Here is a 15,288-nt window from a genome sequence, read left to right as displayed (position 1 = left end):
AAAAACTTATCTAGTTTTTAATAGCTTTAGTTTTATATTATCTATTCTCTTATCAATTACTAATTGTTAGTAATTTTCTAGAAATTGTTTGTAATCCTATCCAATATGTGCAATTGGTGAAACGAGTTCAGTTCCAGAAGCGTCCCTACGCATATCTGGCTTAGGTAGCTCAACATTGCTTCCACCTTCCGTAACTGCTTGCAATGGATAGTATCCAACATACGCGTGTATCAACGTATCTTGACCTTTAAGGAATCTTTGCGAGCGCACGCCGCCAGTTGCGCGACCTTTTGTTGGGTACATGTCAAATGGAGTAATCTTTGCAGAACCGTTTTCGGTTCCAGGAAGAGCTTCACTGTCTCCAGCAACGGTGAATACAACTGTTCCAGAAGCGGAGAATAAACCATTTTCACCTTCTTCGTAATGCCACTCTATTGATTTTTCTGGCACTACTGCGAAGGTTGCAACTTTAGCTCCTTCTGCTAAACGAATGCCTGCCATTCCGCCTGCTGTGCGTCCTTGAGGTCTAACTTGTTTAGCGTCAAAAGTAAGTAATGACGAATCATTACTAATGAACACAAGTCTGTCGTTGTCTTTTGCTGGAGCTGCTGCAATAACGGTGTCGTCATCTTTCAAATCAATTATGCTCCATGAATCCATGGTAGTTGGAGCTTCAAAATTCCATCTTTTAACTACACCGTTTCTCGTGCCGATTGCAAGTGGAGTAGCGTCTTGTGAGGCATTAAATGCTATTGCTGAAACTACATGTTCTCCTCTTACTGGATCCGTGCTTTGTGTGGAAGTTAGCAGTTCTTGTGCTTTTACTCCGTGGCTCAGTAGTGCAGGTTTTCCTTCTTCGTAGTTAAGTTGTGGCAAATCTGCGACATGAGCTAGAACTAGTCGACCAGATGAAGTAACAAGAGCATAAGTTGAACGCGTTGTTGTTTCAAACATTGTTTTACAAGGAGTGTTAAATACGTTGTTATTGTGTGAATTCCAATGTTCTAACACTTCAGTGCTTGTTCTGGCAATTAACCCGGAAGTGCTTAATGCTACTGCACAAGGTTCGTCACTTAATTGCATTGCAACAGAAGATGCGTCAGCTTCTCCGGTTTTACGAGCTGCATTAGCTGCAGCAGCCAAATCTGCTTGAGTTGAAGTAATTTTATTTGCTGATTGAACCGCTTTAATCGCAATATCCTCACTGTTTTTATTTATGCTGGAGGCTACTGGAGTAAAACTACCATCTTCATTTTCGTCAAGCAAAATTGTTCTGCGCGGAGTATCCCATTGTTTAACTGCAGAATCCATATCTGCTATTACTACGTGGTCAAGCTTCGCTTCAGAACTTAATATTTGATTCAGTTCTTCAATTTTTTTGAGCAAATCGTCGCGTTCAGCTTCGAGCTCTATTCGGCTCATTTTAGTAAGTCTGCGAAGACGCAAGTCAAGAATGTACTGTGCTTGAATTTCGTCAAGATCAAATACTTTAATTAACTTAGTTTTTGCACTATCTGCATCCTCAGATGAACGAATAACCTGAATTACTTCATCAATATCAAGAAGTGCAAGAAGCAAGCCGTCAACCAAATGTAAGCGTTCTTGAGCTTTTTTGCGCCTAAATTCACTGCGTCTGCGTACTACTGTTCTGCGGTGAGAAATCCAAACGTCTAATAGCTCTCTCAAGCCCATTGTGTGAGGTCTGCCGTCAACAAGTGCAACATTGTTAATAGTAAAGCTCTCTTGCAAAGGAGTGTGCTTAAAAAGTTGAGCAAGCACAGCGTTAGGATCAAAGCCTGTCTTAATCTCAATAACAATGCGAGTTCCGTTATGTCGATCTGTTAAATCAATAGCACCTGAAATACCGTCTAATTTTCTTGATTTAACTCCTTGAGAAATTCTTTCCAAAACGCGCTCTGGGCCAACCATAAACGGAAGTTCTGTAACAATAATAGCTTTTTTGCGAGCAGTAATATTTTCTATATGTGTTGTAGATCTTGTAGTGAATGCTCCGCGACCTGTTGCGTAAGCTTCGCGAATGCCACTTCGACCAATGATAATTCCTCCGCTAGGCCAGTCAGGTCCTGGAACTAGTTTCATAAGATCATCTAGGGTTGCGTCAGGATGTTTCATAACATATTTTGCTGCAGCAACTACTTCGCCTAGATTATGCGTCGCCATATTTGTTGCCATGCCTACAGCAATTCCAGAAGCGCCATTTACTAAAAGATTTGGAATAGCTGCAGGAAGCACAGTAGGTTCTTTTAGTTTATTGTCGTAATTTGGCACGAAATCAACTGTGTCTTCGTTGATATCCGCGTTCATACCTAGTGATGCAGGAGCTAAACGCGCTTCGGTGTATCGAGAAGCTGCTGGACCGTCGTCAAGAGAGCCAAAATTACCGTGTCCGTCAACAAGTGGCAAGCGTAGTGAAAATGGTTGAGCTAGGCGAACCATTGCCTCATAGATTGCAGAATCACCGTGAGGATGAAGTTTACCCATTACTTCACCAACAACGCGCGCTGATTTCATATAAGCATGATCAGGACTCAAATTCATATTGCCCATTTGATACACAATGCGTCGCTGCACTGGTTTCATTCCGTCTCGTGCGTCCGGTAAAGCTCGAGCATAAATAACTGAATAAGCATATTCCAAGAAGGATTTGCTCATTTCTTCATTCAATGGTGTTTCAACAATATGCTCTTTAACTTTTCTTGGGTCGAAAGCTTGCTGTGTTGAGTGATGGCGTGAGGGCATATTTAGAACTCCTTGAATGACATTACGGCTATCAATCTTAGCAATTTATATGCACAAACAGCATGTTTTTGCTGAATTTTTCAGCAATTTGACTAGTTATTTATATAAATATTTGTTATTCGCGTTTTGTTCAATGCAATATAAGTGGTTCAATAGTAAGTATGAGTGCTGAAATACCGTCTGAAAATGATCTTTTACAATTCGTTGGAAATGTTAAGTACGGTGATTTTTCTAATTTCGCAGTTAATGAAGATTTTTCTTACGATTTTAATGAAAAAAATCTTGGGGGAGCGTTACATATATCTTCGGTTCTTCCAGCTTTAAGTGATGCAATAGATGCTCCTGTTAAAACAGCTATTCATAACGATCCACACGCTTTGCGAGAAAGTCTTGGTTTCCCTAAATCTAATTCTGCAATTGTAGTGCTAATAGATGGTTTAGGATACTGGAATATTCTTATGCGCAAAGGTCACGCTCCTTATTTACGATCCTTGCTTAACGAATCAATAAATCAACGACCAATTAGCACGTGCGTTCCAAGCACAACTGTTGCTGCAATGGCTACTTTTGGAACAGGCACATGTCCTGGTCTTACTTGCATGACTGGTTACACGCAAAAAAATTCTCAAAATGGTAAACTTGCGCAGCTTATCCAATTTAATGATGCACCTGATCCGCTAGTTTTGCAGCAAGAGCCAACTATATTTGAAAGTTTAGTTTCTAATGGAGTTCGTGCAGATAGCGTGGGATTAGCAAAGTTTGAAAATACTCCTCTTACCAAAGCTGCTTTTCGTGGAGCAAATTATATTACTGCTGGAACTCCTAGAGCTCGCATTCTTAAGGCTGCTAATAGCAGTAAAACTCCAGGTTTAACTTATATGTATTTACGTGACGCTGATAAAACCGGTCATAATTATGGTTGGGATTCTCAGCAGTGGGTTTCTGTTTTTGAGCAAATTGACGAACAGTTGCATCTTTTGCGAGCAAATTGTGCTCCTGGAACATTAATTGTTATTACTGCAGATCATGGGATGATTAAATCTGATCCAAGTAAGCGAGTTGATATTGCTAAGCATGATGAGCTGATGAAAGGCGTATCGATGGTTGGCGGTGAACCTCGTTCTGTAATGTTGTATGCTAACAGTGATGCAAATCCTGAAGATATTATTTACCGTTGGCGCGAATATTTTGGAACTAATGCAATTGTACGCAGTAAAAAACAAGCTATTGACGATGGTATTTTTGGTTTAGTAAACAACAGGGCAGAGGCTGTTATTGGTGATGTTATTGTGCAAGCTTGTGGAGCTTACACAATTGTTGATTCTCGCATTCAATCCGATAAAGCTATGAGTTTACCTAGCGTGCATGGATCGATGACTCACATGGAAATGGATATTCCGTGCCTCATAGATTTAGTGTAAGCGAGTTTTTGCTTCTAATATTGAAAAATATTTTTATAAATCGCAACTTAGCAAATAAAAATGTGTGGCACTTAAAATTTTAATAAAAGTGCCACACGTATTGTCAATAAGCGAAAAATTTATTTTTTAAACTTCTTATTTAGCTTTCGCCAAATAATATTTCATCCCAGCTTGGTACCGCCGCTCTTCCAGCTTTACGTTTATTGTGCTCAGAAGATGATTTTTCTTGACTATTAGTATTAATTTCTTGATTATTTTTAGCAGAATTTTGATTACTTTCAGAAGTATTTTCTTGCAAAGTTTTGCTAGCAATATCTGCTTTTTCAACATTTTGAACTTTAGCAGCCAATGATTTTTGTGCTTTTTTAGACTCATTGGCGATTTTGCTATTCGTTTCGTTTCTATTATTAGATTCAACATCCGGTTGTATTAACGATGGCTGTTGAGGGTTATCTTCTTTAAATTGCGTATTTGTTTTAGTAGAACGCTCAGAATAGCCTTTTTCTAATACTTGCTGTATGTCAGAACTATTGTCCTGAATTTCGAGCGAAGATTGTGCTTGCGCATCTGCAAGTTTGTCACTGTTTCTAAGTTCCCATTGAGAAACAGCTCGCTCGATTCTGGCAGAACGAATAGAATTTCCAGGAAGCTCTTCAGTGTTGAACGGGAAATTAATGCTCACAGTATCTCTATAAGCTCCACCATATGGAGACTGCTTAGAAGTATCAGCTGCATTGACATCTTCACCAAGCAACAATCTAGACGAAGGGTTCGCGCACGTAACAGAGTTGTCATGCATGTTCCATGTCCACTCAGCTTTAATAGTGCGAGTAGCAGTTTTGAAAGTAGCACTAATTCGCCATGGCTCTAATCCTCGGCGTGTTGCTTTCCATTGCACTGTTTCCATGCCAATATGTGCTTTAGCTAACGTTCTCTCAATTAAATCTGCAATAGTGCGCATATTGCTTTGTTTAGGAGCAGGTACTAGAAGGAACTGCTCAATTGCATACTGCTTTTCTGTTTCAACGCCTGCAGAAAAACGCCTAACTTGTGTTTCGCTGACGTTGTATCTTTGCGCTACGTGTGAAGGTGTAACTCCTGCGCGAATCAATGCCTGAATTTGCGAAATAGGCAATGTTGCATTAGATTGCATAGAATTTGTGCCAGCATCTGCTGAGTTATGTTCATCGCTGTTTTTACTCGTAATTTTGTGTGAATCAGCGATGGCGCGTTCCAGCGTGTCGTCCACTTGAATACGTAACGGCGTGTTTTCACAAATGAAAATCAAATTGCCGTCTGCGTCAACATGGTCGAAACTCGCCTCTTTTGGCGGATTTTCAAGCATTATGCACCACTTTCTTCGCTTTTAACAATACTATTTATATACTTTAGTCCATACACTGCATTCTTTACCATTTTATTTAGAATAAAAAATGTGTAATATACGGGGTAGCATTCGTGTATGCTATGCGCGTAAGTAGCTTTAAAAACGAAAGGACCATAATGGCACAGGATTATGATTCTCCTCGTAGCAAAGATGAGGACGAAGAGTCGTTGGAAGCTTTGAGTAAAGGTTCTCAAAATTCAAGCAGCGACATTGACGATGATGAAAATGCTATTGCTGAAGACTACGAGTTACCAGGTGCTGATTTAAGTAACGAAGATGCATCTGTAACTGTTATCCCTATGCAAGGCGATGAATTTATTTGTTCTGAATGCTTCTTAGTTAAGCATCGCAGCCAGTTAGCTGAAACTAATGCTGATGGTCAGCCTGTTTGCAAGGAGTGCGCAGCTTAAATGGCATACGACGAGACCTATACTGGCCCCGAACAGGTTGAGGTATTAATTAAGTATCTCGATGATGAAACATCTACATTACAGCCGCTTTGCTACGCGCATGCAGGTGATGCAGGTGCCGATTTAAGAACTACCCAAGATTTTACTTTGCGTCCTTTCCAGAGAGCGCTTGTTCCTACTGGAGTTGCTATAGCTTTACCTGCAGGTTATGTTGCTTTAGTGCATCCTCGTTCTGGTTTAGCAGCAAAGCAGGGTGTGACTGTGCTAAATGCACCTGGAACAGTTGATGCCGGGTATCGTGGTGAAATTAAGGTTCCTCTTATTAATTTAGATCCTGAGAACACAGTGCAATTCCATAAAGGTGATCGTATCGCTCAAATGGTTATACAACGTTATGTAGAAGCACAATTTATTCCCGCATCTAAATTACCTGAATCTGATCGCTCTGATAAAGGTTTTGGCTCCACTGGCGTACAATAATCTTTTTATAAATATCCGACCGGTTTTTAAAACTGAGTCGGATTTATTGTATGTATTTTTTGTTTTTGTAGTGTATTGAGCGAATTGCAGGTAGGATAGTAAAAGTACCAGGAGGTGCCAAATGGGTGAACTTCAAGAGGATGTAAAAGGATCCAATAGGCTCGGATGTGAAATCAGCGAAGATTCTCGAAATCCATTATTGCCAATATTGAGCATGTGCCAATGGCATCATCCTAATGAGGATATGAGCATTCTTCATAGAGCTTATGATCGTGCTGTAAAGCAGCATACAGGTCAAAGACGCAAATCTGGTGAGCCATACATTATTCATCCTCTTGCTGTAGCTCAAATTCTTGCAGATCTTGGAATGGGACCAATTGTTGTTGCTTCAGGATTATTACACGACACTGTAGAAGATACTGATTACACGCTAGAAGAATGTCGAGCTGAATTTGGCGATACTGTAGCAGGTCTTGTAGATGGTGTTACAAAAATATCCAACATGGAATATGGCGAAAGCGCTCAAGCAGAAACTATTCGTAAAATGGTTGTTGCAATGAGCCGCGATGTGCGAGTGCTTGTAGTAAAGCTTGCGGATCGTTTGCATAATGCTCGCACTTGGAGGTATGTTAAGCCATCAAGTTCACATAAAAAAGCAAGAGAAACTCTTGACGTATATGCGCCTCTTGCTAACCGTTTAGGCATGAATGCAATTAAAACTGAACTTGAAGAGCTGAGTTTTAAAGTACTGTATCCAAAAATTTATAATGAAATTGTTGTTTTAGTTGCTCGTAGAGCAGGTCAGCGCGAAGTTTATTTACGACAAATTCTTGAAGAAATTAATGCAGATCTTGCAGAACAACACGTTAAAGCATCAGTAAAAGGTCGACCAAAAGATTATTTCTCTATTTACCAAAAGATGATCGTTCGAGGTCATGATTTTGCTAATATTTACGATTTAGTTGGCGTGAGAATAATAGTCGATTCTATTCGTGACTGTTACGCAGCATTAGGTGCAGTGCATGCTCGATGGAGCCCTGTTCCAGGACGTTTTAAGGATTACATTGCAACTCCAAAGTTGAATATGTACCAAAGCTTACACACTACAGTTGTAGGTCCTGGTGGAAAGCCAGTAGAAATTCAAATACGTACATGGGATATGCATAGGCGTGCTGAATTCGGTATCGCAGCTCATTGGAAGTACAAAGCTAATGGTCAAGCTGGTCGTGCTTTAAGTAAGCCTGATAATGATGATTTAAAACGCGAAAATAGCATTGATGACAAAAAAGAGCTTAGCGAAGCAGATAATCTTAAGTGGATTCAACAGCTTGCTGATTGGACTAGTGAGACCCCAGATTCAGATGAATTCTTAGGTTCATTAAAGCAAGATCTTGGTGCTTCTGAAGTTTATGTTTTTACTCCAAAGGGGAGTATTGTTGCGCTTCCGCAGGATGCAACTCCTGTTGATTTCGCATATTCTGTGCATACTGAAGTTGGTCATCGCATGATGGGCGCTCGTGTAAATGGACGTTTAGTTCCTCTTGATACAAAGCTTTCAAACGGTGACACTGTAGAGGTGCTTACTTCAAAGTCGGATACAGCTGGACCATCTCGCGATTGGCTGAGTTTTGTAAAATCTCCTCGTGCTAGAAATAAAATACGCCAATGGTTTAGCAAGGAACGCCGCTCTGAGGCGATTGAAGAGGGCAAGGACGAGCTAACTCGCGCTATGCGTAAACGTAACTTGCCTTTAACTACTTTGATGACTCAGCAGGCATTAATTGGCGTTGCCGATGAATTGAATTTGCCTACTAACGTTGAGTCTTTGTATGCAGCTATTGGCGAAGGTCAAGTTTCTACACAGAATGTTATTTCGCGCTTAGTAAAAGATGCTGGCGCTGATGAAGTTGCAGAAGAAGTAGAACAAGAAGCATTGCCTTTACGCCATGTTGAGCGCAGCCATAAGTCTAATGGCGCTTTGGGAGTATCAGTTAAGGGCGTTGGAGACGTTTGGGTAAAGCTTGCAAAATGTTGCATGCCAGTTCCAGGAGATACGATTATTGGTTTTATAACACGAAACCAAGGTGTATCTGTGCATAGGACTGACTGCCAGAACATGCTCGATTTGCAAAAAACTCAATCAGAGCGCGTTATTCCTGTTCAATGGACTAGTGATAAAGGCTTGTTCTTGGTTAAAGTTCAAGTTGAAGCATTGGATCGACAGCATCTTCTTTCGGATGTTACTCGCGTTCTTTCAGATCATGGAGTAAATATTCTTTCCGGAACTATTGCTACAGGCGATGACCGTGTTGCAACAAGTCAATTTACCTTTGAAATGGCAGATCCTCAGCACTTAGCAACTCTACTTGCTGCTATCCGTAAGATTGAAGGCGTTTTTGACGTTTACCGCATTACGGGAGCAAAAGATAGCGCAGAGCCGCGTTTGAGAAAAATGGAACGAGGAGATTTATAAAAGATGGGCACTCCAGCTTTGGAGTGCCCATCTTTGTTTTTGCGCAAATAGTATTTGTTTAATTTAATAAATACGAAAAACGCTTAATTTCAGGCGGTAACAGCCTTCTTCAACAAGGAGCCAGCAGAAATACGTACACCGTAAGAAGCTGGAATCTTGATGGTTTCACCGGTACGCGGGTTGCGGCCAGTGCGCTCAGCACGCTTTACGCGTTCTGCGGAGAACAGACCAGTAAGCTTCAAACCTTCACCGGACTGTAAAGCCTCAACGAACACATCCTGGAATGCGTTGACGGCGGCTTCGGCCTGTGCCTTGGTCAGGTTGGACTTCTGTGCGATCTTAGAAACGAGATCAGACTTGTTGTATGCCATGCAGCATCCTTTGTGTCAGGGGACCTTCTCTTCAAAGGTCACGTTCATACTAGATATTAGTACATTTTCCCTACAAATGTAGCCATTTTTGCATTTTTTTCTTAATATTTTTCATTATTTTTTGCTATTTTTTATTTAAAACGCACTTGCATTGAAACAGATACAATATTTGCTAATAAAAATACACAAATGTTTGTAAATCTCACTTATATAAGCTCATTATTGCTGAGCCACTTCATTGCAAACGCGCCTAACGGAATTCTCAACCAGTAGAACATAAGCCTATAAAGAAGAGTGGCAGACAAAGCAACTGTTGGAGGAACACCTACAGATGTAAATGCGAAAGTAAGAGAAGCTTCAACAGCACCCAAGCCGCCTGGTGTAGGTATTGCAGATCCAGCAGCATTAGCAAGTAAGAACAGTAAGATTGTTTCCCAAGGATTTGCGTAATATCCAAATGCAAGCAAAGAAATCCAATAACCCAATCCAATGCATGAAACAAGCACAATAGCACCAAAAGAGCCTGCAATAAGTTGCATAGGATGTGAAATAAGTTCCTTAATTTGATGGCCGTAATCAGATAATATTGGCAAATAATGTTTACGAATTACTTTACGAGCGGACGGAATAACCATTAAAACACAAACTATAAGTGTGATTATTCCAATAAAAGTAATGAGCATGTGAGTAGGAATCATTCCAGAAAGCACATTTTTACCAGTGAAAACGCCTATAGAAAGTAATACCAAAGTTGTCATTAATGCTTGAATAAGCCATACTGCACTAGTAATTGCTGTAGCTTGAGCTGAAGTGTACCCGTTTTTCTTTAATAATTGCATATTTACAAATGCAGGACCAACTCCAGCAGGCATAGAAACTGCTGTGAAACCAGAAGCTGCTTGAGATGCAAACAAAACATGTGCAGAAGGTTTTTGATCATCCATGAATGAGCCGAGCGTAATTGCAGATCCAACCCAAGCAAACATGCTGCAAGCAAAGCACATAAATACCATTACATTATCTGCGTGACGCAAGGCAGCAAATACTTCCTGAGGATGCCACTGTGTAGCAATAACAGCAACAGCAACAATCGAGAGAACCAAGCTAACAAAGAAACGTATATTGAAGCGCGCTAAACGCACAGTATCATAATCTTCTTCATCTGTGTGTAAAGCAACTGTTTGAGTTAGCTTATTGCAAAGATTTTGGAAAACTTTTTTATTCCACGATGGCAAAGATCTCGTAGAAGCAGGAATAGCTGCTTTTTGCATAAAAGGCAATAGTGCAGATAACTTTTCTGCACCCCATGTGTTAATAGCAGCTTTAAGAGCAGTGTCAATATCTGTGCAAGATGCAATAAGCGTTAAAAGCTGAACTTTATCAAGTGCAATATTTGTATCATCACTGGCAACATCGCCATTTTGCCAACCTGCAATAACTGGGGTTCCGTCTTCAAGCCTAGCAATAGTTTCAGGAGTGATGCGTCTATGCGTAATACCACGAGTATTAGCAGCATCTACATAACGCATTAATTTTGCTGCATCATCAATAGTTAAAGTATTCAAATTGCAAGGCAGTAGAGCGTTAGAAGCATGAAAAACCATTATTGAAGATTTATCACTGTCGCTTACTCCATAAACATTCGCTGTTGGCAAATGCATATTTCGCAAAACAAGAAGCATAGAAAGATGGTGATGAACAGAATGCCTAGCAGAACGATCTCTACGAGTCGGTATATCTACTAAACGCACCCACTGCCATAACTGATTTAAATAACCTGGTAAATGAACTTGATTATCTAATACTGAAATTACGTAACGTATGCCGTGAATATCTGTTGCATCATACAATCTTGAATTTTCAATTAAATCATCATCAAGACTCGAACGAAGTACTCCAGTATGATCAGCTTGCTGAGTTCTGCGAGTTAATTGAGTAAGATTATCTATGCCAATATTTTTTAAAGCAAGAACAATATCGTCACCCCAAGCACCCTTACTGCGTGTGCCTTTTGCGAAGCGAATAAGCGTACCGATTGCTCTTCCTAAGCAGTATGATACAAGAACAGCAGAGTATGAGTCCCAAGATGAAAATAGAAGTATTGCTGTAACAATGAATAAAGCATTCCAGCCCCACATTACATGCTTATATTCGCGTCTAGGACCACTAACTGTAAGAAAAGCAACCAGAACAGCATACATGTCTGGAAGCAAATCAGCCCAAGTGTTATTAGACCGCATTTGTAAAGATTCAATCAAAGCTATATTGTGTGTAGAAAATATCGCAATAGATAACAGCCATACTGAACCATAACTTATAAACAGCGTAATAACAGAAATAGCGGTATCAATCCAACGCCTGTCAGAAACCATGTGTGCAATAACTTCTGCAACAACAATAAGAGTAAGACCTTGCTGTATCAGAACAAATGAAAGATTATTAAAAGATAATCCTATAATTTGAGTAGCATTTCGTGCATCAATCTTCATAGCGTCAGCTGTTGCTGATAAACACATTGACGACAGCAAAGTAAAAACGCCAATTACAACTGATGATATTGCATACAACAAATCAGCCCAACTACGTACTAAGCTAGGCTGAGTATCTTCAATAACAAGATTTGGATTTATGCTAGATTGCATCGCTTTACCGTCTACTTAATCAATAAAGTCCACCAATCGTGAAGCAAATCCAGTGTAAGATTCTGGTGTCATTGCTTGCAAACGAGCTGCAGTATTGGCATCAAAGCTACGAGATTTAATGAATTCTTCTACGTCACTTTGTGAAATATGGTGACCGCGCATTAATTCTTTTACTTGTTCATATGGTCGTTCCATACCAGGCACACCAGCAATTTCTTCAGCGCGCATTGCTGTTTGAATTGGCTCACCAAGAACTTCCCAATTTTCGTCTAATTCTTTTGCCATAAATTCTTTATTAGGATGAATAGAATTCAAACCACCTAAAAGATTATTCAAAGCAAGAAGAGCATAACCGAAAGCTGAGCCAACATTCCTTTGAGTAGTGGAGTCTGTAAGATCACGCTGCCAACGGCTTTCAGTAAGAGTTGCACACAATGTGTCAAACAGTGAGCAAGAAATCTCAAGATTAGCTTCAGCGTTCTCAAAACGAATAGGATTAACCTTATGAGGCATAGTAGAAGATCCTGTAGCTCCCTTTACAGGAACTTGCACAAAAATGCCCCTAGAAATATACATCCACACGTCAACTGCAAGATTATGCAAAATATGGTTTATGTGACTTACAGTGCTATAAAGTTCAGCCTGCCAATCATGGCTTTCAATTTGAGTTGTTAATGGATTCCATTGAAGACCCATTCTATTTTCAACAAACTCTTGAGATACGCTAATCCAATCAACTTCTGGGAAAGCAGCTAAATGAGCTCCAAAAGTTCCTGTAGCGCCATTCAACTTTCCTAGATACTCTTGATTATCAAGATGACGAAGTTGACGACGTAAACGATAAGCAAACACTGCCAATTCCTTACCCAAAGTAGTTGGAGTAGCAGGCTGGCCATGAGTTAACGAAAGCATAGATAAATCTCTATATTCGTTAGCATTCTTAACTAAATAATCAACTATCGCTTCTAAATTCGGACGATAAACGTTTAAAACAGCTTGCTTTACGCAACGAGCAATAGAAAGATTATTAATATCTTCACTCGTGCATGAAAAATGTACTAGAGTTTTTAAATTTGAAAGTTCAGTAGCATGACCAAGCTTATTCTCTGCTTCGTCTAACGCATCGTCAATGTAGTATTCAACAGCTTTAACATCGTGATGAGTAATAGCCTCATGCGCAGCATGACGAGCGATTCCTTCAGCATCAAAATTTTCAGGAATAGAACGCAAATATGAGCATTCTTCATCAGTTAAAGGATTAACACCCTTAACAATTGGCTGGAATTGATTAGCTTCATAACCATTTGCGAGAAGAATCATCCACTCAACTTCTACACGCATGCGCTCGCGATTTAACGCAGGTTCGCTTAAATATTCAACGAGTGCGGATGTTTGATTATGATAACGCCCATCGAGAGGAGTCAGAGCTATTGCAGGAGAAATATCGGTAAGCTTCATAGTTTTAAGGTTACATCATGCTGCGAATTAGCTTAATTTTACTCAATAAGAATTAATTATTTTATTTTTTCATTACTCCTTGCCACAATGTAGTACTTTGCAATTTGCCATTAATAATATTGTTAAAATGCTGATCTTGCTCGCGCACACTTTTAGATCCGAGTTGAAGAGCATCTTCATAAGCTGCAGTATGGTAATGCAAATCATGAGTTAAAGTTCCTTCTTCTGGAACGTCATTAACAAATATTCCGTCATTTTCAAATTTTTTAGTCGAATATTGTTTGCCAGAAAAACGCGTGACTCCAGGAGGTAAAGAACGCTTAGATTCTTTAACATGAATTGCATGACCATGAATAGTCACCCAATTTTTTCCGCGAGGATTCTCTTTGCCGTCTAAAGAAGGCACAATCTCATCGTCCATCTCAATACTAGTAACCCAAGTTTTCTTAGGAATTGGATGATTTGCAATAGGAGATCCAGCAGTAACAACATGCTGTATGTTGTATTGCTTAGCGTAATCGCTTGCAATGCTTGCAGCAACAATACCTCCTTGAGAATGACCTACTAAAGCAACAGGTTCGTTAGGTTTAATGCCAGAACGTTTCATAGCTTCTACGACCATTCGAGTGCTATCAGCTTCTTTTCTAACTAAAGAACTATGACTCATTACTTCTGCGTTTTGTTCCCAACCAAAAGGAGAGTGTGCTTTACCGTCAGTTCCTGGAATTATCACTAACCATGACGAACTGCCATCGTTACGCTTAAACTGTTGAATTGCAATAGTAGCAGCATCTGGATTAACAAGTGGGGGCCTAACACCCAAATTTCCGCTTCCGAGTTCTGTTAAATTTTCTAAAGTTTCAAGCAAATTGCGTCCAGGTCTAGCAAGAACAGATCCAGGTTTTCTCCACGTCTCATTTACTTTAGTGAGAAGTAAATTATTACCTTGCTTTATGTTATTAATAGGCGCGCTTAGATAGCTAATAGCACTAGAGATAAATGGGACAGCTTCTAATAAATATTTTTTAGCATTATATAAAAAGTTTAATGAGGTTTCACGCTCTCCCTTACTTATACGGTCTTTAGCATTTCCAGCAATAAATATTTGCGATCCTGTAATAGGATTTAAAATAAAGTACTGCGACAAGCCACGAATAATTCCTTGTTGCAAACTATTAGTTGCATAGGACCATCTAGCAAGATTTTGGAAACCTGAATGATTTTTATTATCTTGATTAACGGCGAGACCTGCAGACAATAAAACAGGTAAAGCAAGAATAGGGCATGCAAGAACTGATAAAGAAATTTTGTTGTCTAAATCGTTTTTTGCACTAAATTCTGCATCTTCATACAAATTATTTGCTCTTGCAATAAGAAAAGCAAGATTTTCTAAATTTTGAGACATTAAATAACACTTATTAGCATATTCATTGCACATGCTTTCAGTTAAAAATGATTGCGAAGAATCATTAATATATGTTTCTGATTCTTTTTGCAAACTATAATTTTGACTGGCAATAACCATCGCTGCATTAAGCCATAAATTTTTTAGCGTAAGCAATTCTTTAGCAGTATCGTTTAGTTTTCTGGAAAAACTAATATACGCTTCTCTATCAGAAACGCTGAGCTTCATTCCGCCTACAACAGAGGACTTAACTTTCCAAGACATATTATATTCCTCCGCGAATGTTATATAACGCATACGCTTGTGCGGAAATATCTTTCATACTATGACGAAAATGTTCGGCTGCAAGCCCTTGCCAATCTTCTAATTCAGTCGCTGCAGATTCGGCCATAACGCAGCGAGCGCACTCTTGAGTGCGCTGTATAAGCCATTGCCATTCGTAATATGTGTGCATAATCGTTATTACACACGTTTATTAATG

At 39.6% G+C, this 15,288-nt stretch carries 11 protein-coding genes; 4 read left to right on the top strand and 7 right to left on the bottom strand.

Translation table 11 applies throughout. The features are described 5' to 3' along the window. Window positions 1–96 precede the first annotated feature (96 nt). Entirely contained in the window at window positions 97–2,760 is a 2,664-nt protein-coding gene (locus tag HXT34_RS02935) for a DNA gyrase/topoisomerase IV subunit A (protein ID WP_415686879.1), read from the bottom strand. Window positions 2,761–2,921: 161 nt separating this feature from the next. Between HXT34_RS02935 and HXT34_RS02930 the strand changes: the two genes are divergently transcribed. After that, complete coding sequence (locus tag HXT34_RS02930) at window positions 2,922–4,181, top strand: alkaline phosphatase family protein (RefSeq protein ID WP_415686878.1); 1,260 nt, start codon at window positions 2,922–2,924, stop codon at window positions 4,179–4,181. Window positions 4,182–4,320: 139 nt separating this feature from the next. Here HXT34_RS02930 and sepH read toward each other — a convergent pair whose 3' ends face one another. Beyond that, window positions 4,321–5,526: a septation protein SepH gene (sepH, locus tag HXT34_RS02925; protein ID WP_415689702.1), complete on the bottom strand. Its 1,206-nt coding sequence runs from the start codon at window positions 5,524–5,526 to the stop codon at window positions 4,321–4,323. Between the two features lie 158 nt (window positions 5,527–5,684). Between sepH and HXT34_RS02920 the strand changes: the two genes are divergently transcribed. From HXT34_RS02920 to HXT34_RS02910, 3 genes are all read left to right on the top strand, one after another. Further along, window positions 5,685–5,978 (top strand): DUF4193 domain-containing protein, encoded by a 294-nt coding sequence (locus HXT34_RS02920; protein WP_119526708.1) that lies wholly within the window; start codon window positions 5,685–5,687, stop codon window positions 5,976–5,978. Then, window positions 5,979–6,458: a dUTP diphosphatase gene (gene dut, locus HXT34_RS02915; RefSeq protein WP_004106773.1), complete on the top strand. Its 480-nt coding sequence runs from the start codon at window positions 5,979–5,981 to the stop codon at window positions 6,456–6,458. Between the two features lie 121 nt (window positions 6,459–6,579). Beyond that, a complete protein-coding gene (locus tag HXT34_RS02910) occupies window positions 6,580–8,931 on the top strand; it encodes a RelA/SpoT family protein (RefSeq protein WP_415686876.1) in 2,352 nt (783 codons plus the stop codon). 89 nt (window positions 8,932–9,020) lie between these two features. On the opposite strand, the gene HXT34_RS02905 is transcribed toward HXT34_RS02910, so the two are convergent. The 5 genes from HXT34_RS02905 to HXT34_RS02885 form a co-directional block, all read right to left on the bottom strand. Continuing rightward, entirely contained in the window at window positions 9,021–9,302 is a 282-nt protein-coding gene (locus HXT34_RS02905; RefSeq protein WP_004119480.1) for an HU family DNA-binding protein, read from the bottom strand. A 206-nt stretch (window positions 9,303–9,508) separates the two neighbouring features. Beyond that, window positions 9,509–11,944 (bottom strand): lysylphosphatidylglycerol synthase transmembrane domain-containing protein, encoded by a 2,436-nt coding sequence (locus tag HXT34_RS02900; protein WP_419399285.1) that lies wholly within the window; start codon window positions 11,942–11,944, stop codon window positions 9,509–9,511. Between the two features lie 15 nt (window positions 11,945–11,959). Further along, complete coding sequence (gene purB / locus HXT34_RS02895; protein ID WP_415689704.1) at window positions 11,960–13,402, bottom strand: adenylosuccinate lyase; 1,443 nt, start codon at window positions 13,400–13,402, stop codon at window positions 11,960–11,962. A 61-nt stretch (window positions 13,403–13,463) separates the two neighbouring features. Next, window positions 13,464–15,071, bottom strand: coding sequence for an alpha/beta hydrolase (locus HXT34_RS02890; protein WP_415683014.1), 1,608 nt, complete (start codon window positions 15,069–15,071; stop codon window positions 13,464–13,466). A 1-nt stretch (window position 15,072) separates the two neighbouring features. Continuing rightward, window positions 15,073–15,261 (bottom strand): hypothetical protein, encoded by a 189-nt coding sequence (locus HXT34_RS02885; RefSeq protein WP_415683015.1) that lies wholly within the window; start codon window positions 15,259–15,261, stop codon window positions 15,073–15,075. Window positions 15,262–15,288 lie beyond the last annotated feature (27 nt).

The sequence above is a fragment of the Gardnerella sp. DNF00983 genome (assembly GCF_049244265.1).
Lineage (GTDB): Bacteria > Actinomycetota > Actinomycetes > Actinomycetales > Bifidobacteriaceae > Bifidobacterium > Bifidobacterium vaginale_J.
This window is presented reverse-complemented; position numbering and strand designations above follow the sequence as displayed.

Bases quoted from the DNA above. Each gene is read 5' to 3' on its own strand.
- HXT34_RS02935 (WP_415686879.1), bottom strand. From the start codon at position 2,760: ATGCCCTCACGCCATCACTCAACACAGCAAGCTTTCGACCCAAGAAAA.
- HXT34_RS02930 (WP_415686878.1), top strand. From the start codon at position 2,922: ATGAGTGCTGAAATACCGTCTGAAAATGATCTTTTACAATTCGTTGGA.
- sepH (WP_415689702.1), bottom strand. From the start codon at position 5,526: ATGCTTGAAAATCCGCCAAAAGAGGCGAGTTTCGACCATGTTGACGCA.
- HXT34_RS02920 (WP_119526708.1), top strand. From the start codon at position 5,685: ATGGCACAGGATTATGATTCTCCTCGTAGCAAAGATGAGGACGAAGAG.
- dut (WP_004106773.1), top strand. From the start codon at position 5,979: ATGGCATACGACGAGACCTATACTGGCCCCGAACAGGTTGAGGTATTA.
- HXT34_RS02910 (WP_415686876.1), top strand. From the start codon at position 6,580: ATGGGTGAACTTCAAGAGGATGTAAAAGGATCCAATAGGCTCGGATGT.
- HXT34_RS02905 (WP_004119480.1), bottom strand. From the start codon at position 9,302: ATGGCATACAACAAGTCTGATCTCGTTTCTAAGATCGCACAGAAGTCC.
- HXT34_RS02900 (WP_419399285.1), bottom strand. From the start codon at position 11,944: ATGCAATCTAGCATAAATCCAAATCTTGTTATTGAAGATACTCAGCCT.
- purB (WP_415689704.1), bottom strand. From the start codon at position 13,402: ATGAAGCTTACCGATATTTCTCCTGCAATAGCTCTGACTCCTCTCGAT.
- HXT34_RS02890 (WP_415683014.1), bottom strand. From the start codon at position 15,071: ATGTCTTGGAAAGTTAAGTCCTCTGTTGTAGGCGGAATGAAGCTCAGC.
- HXT34_RS02885 (WP_415683015.1), bottom strand. From the start codon at position 15,261: ATGCACACATATTACGAATGGCAATGGCTTATACAGCGCACTCAAGAG.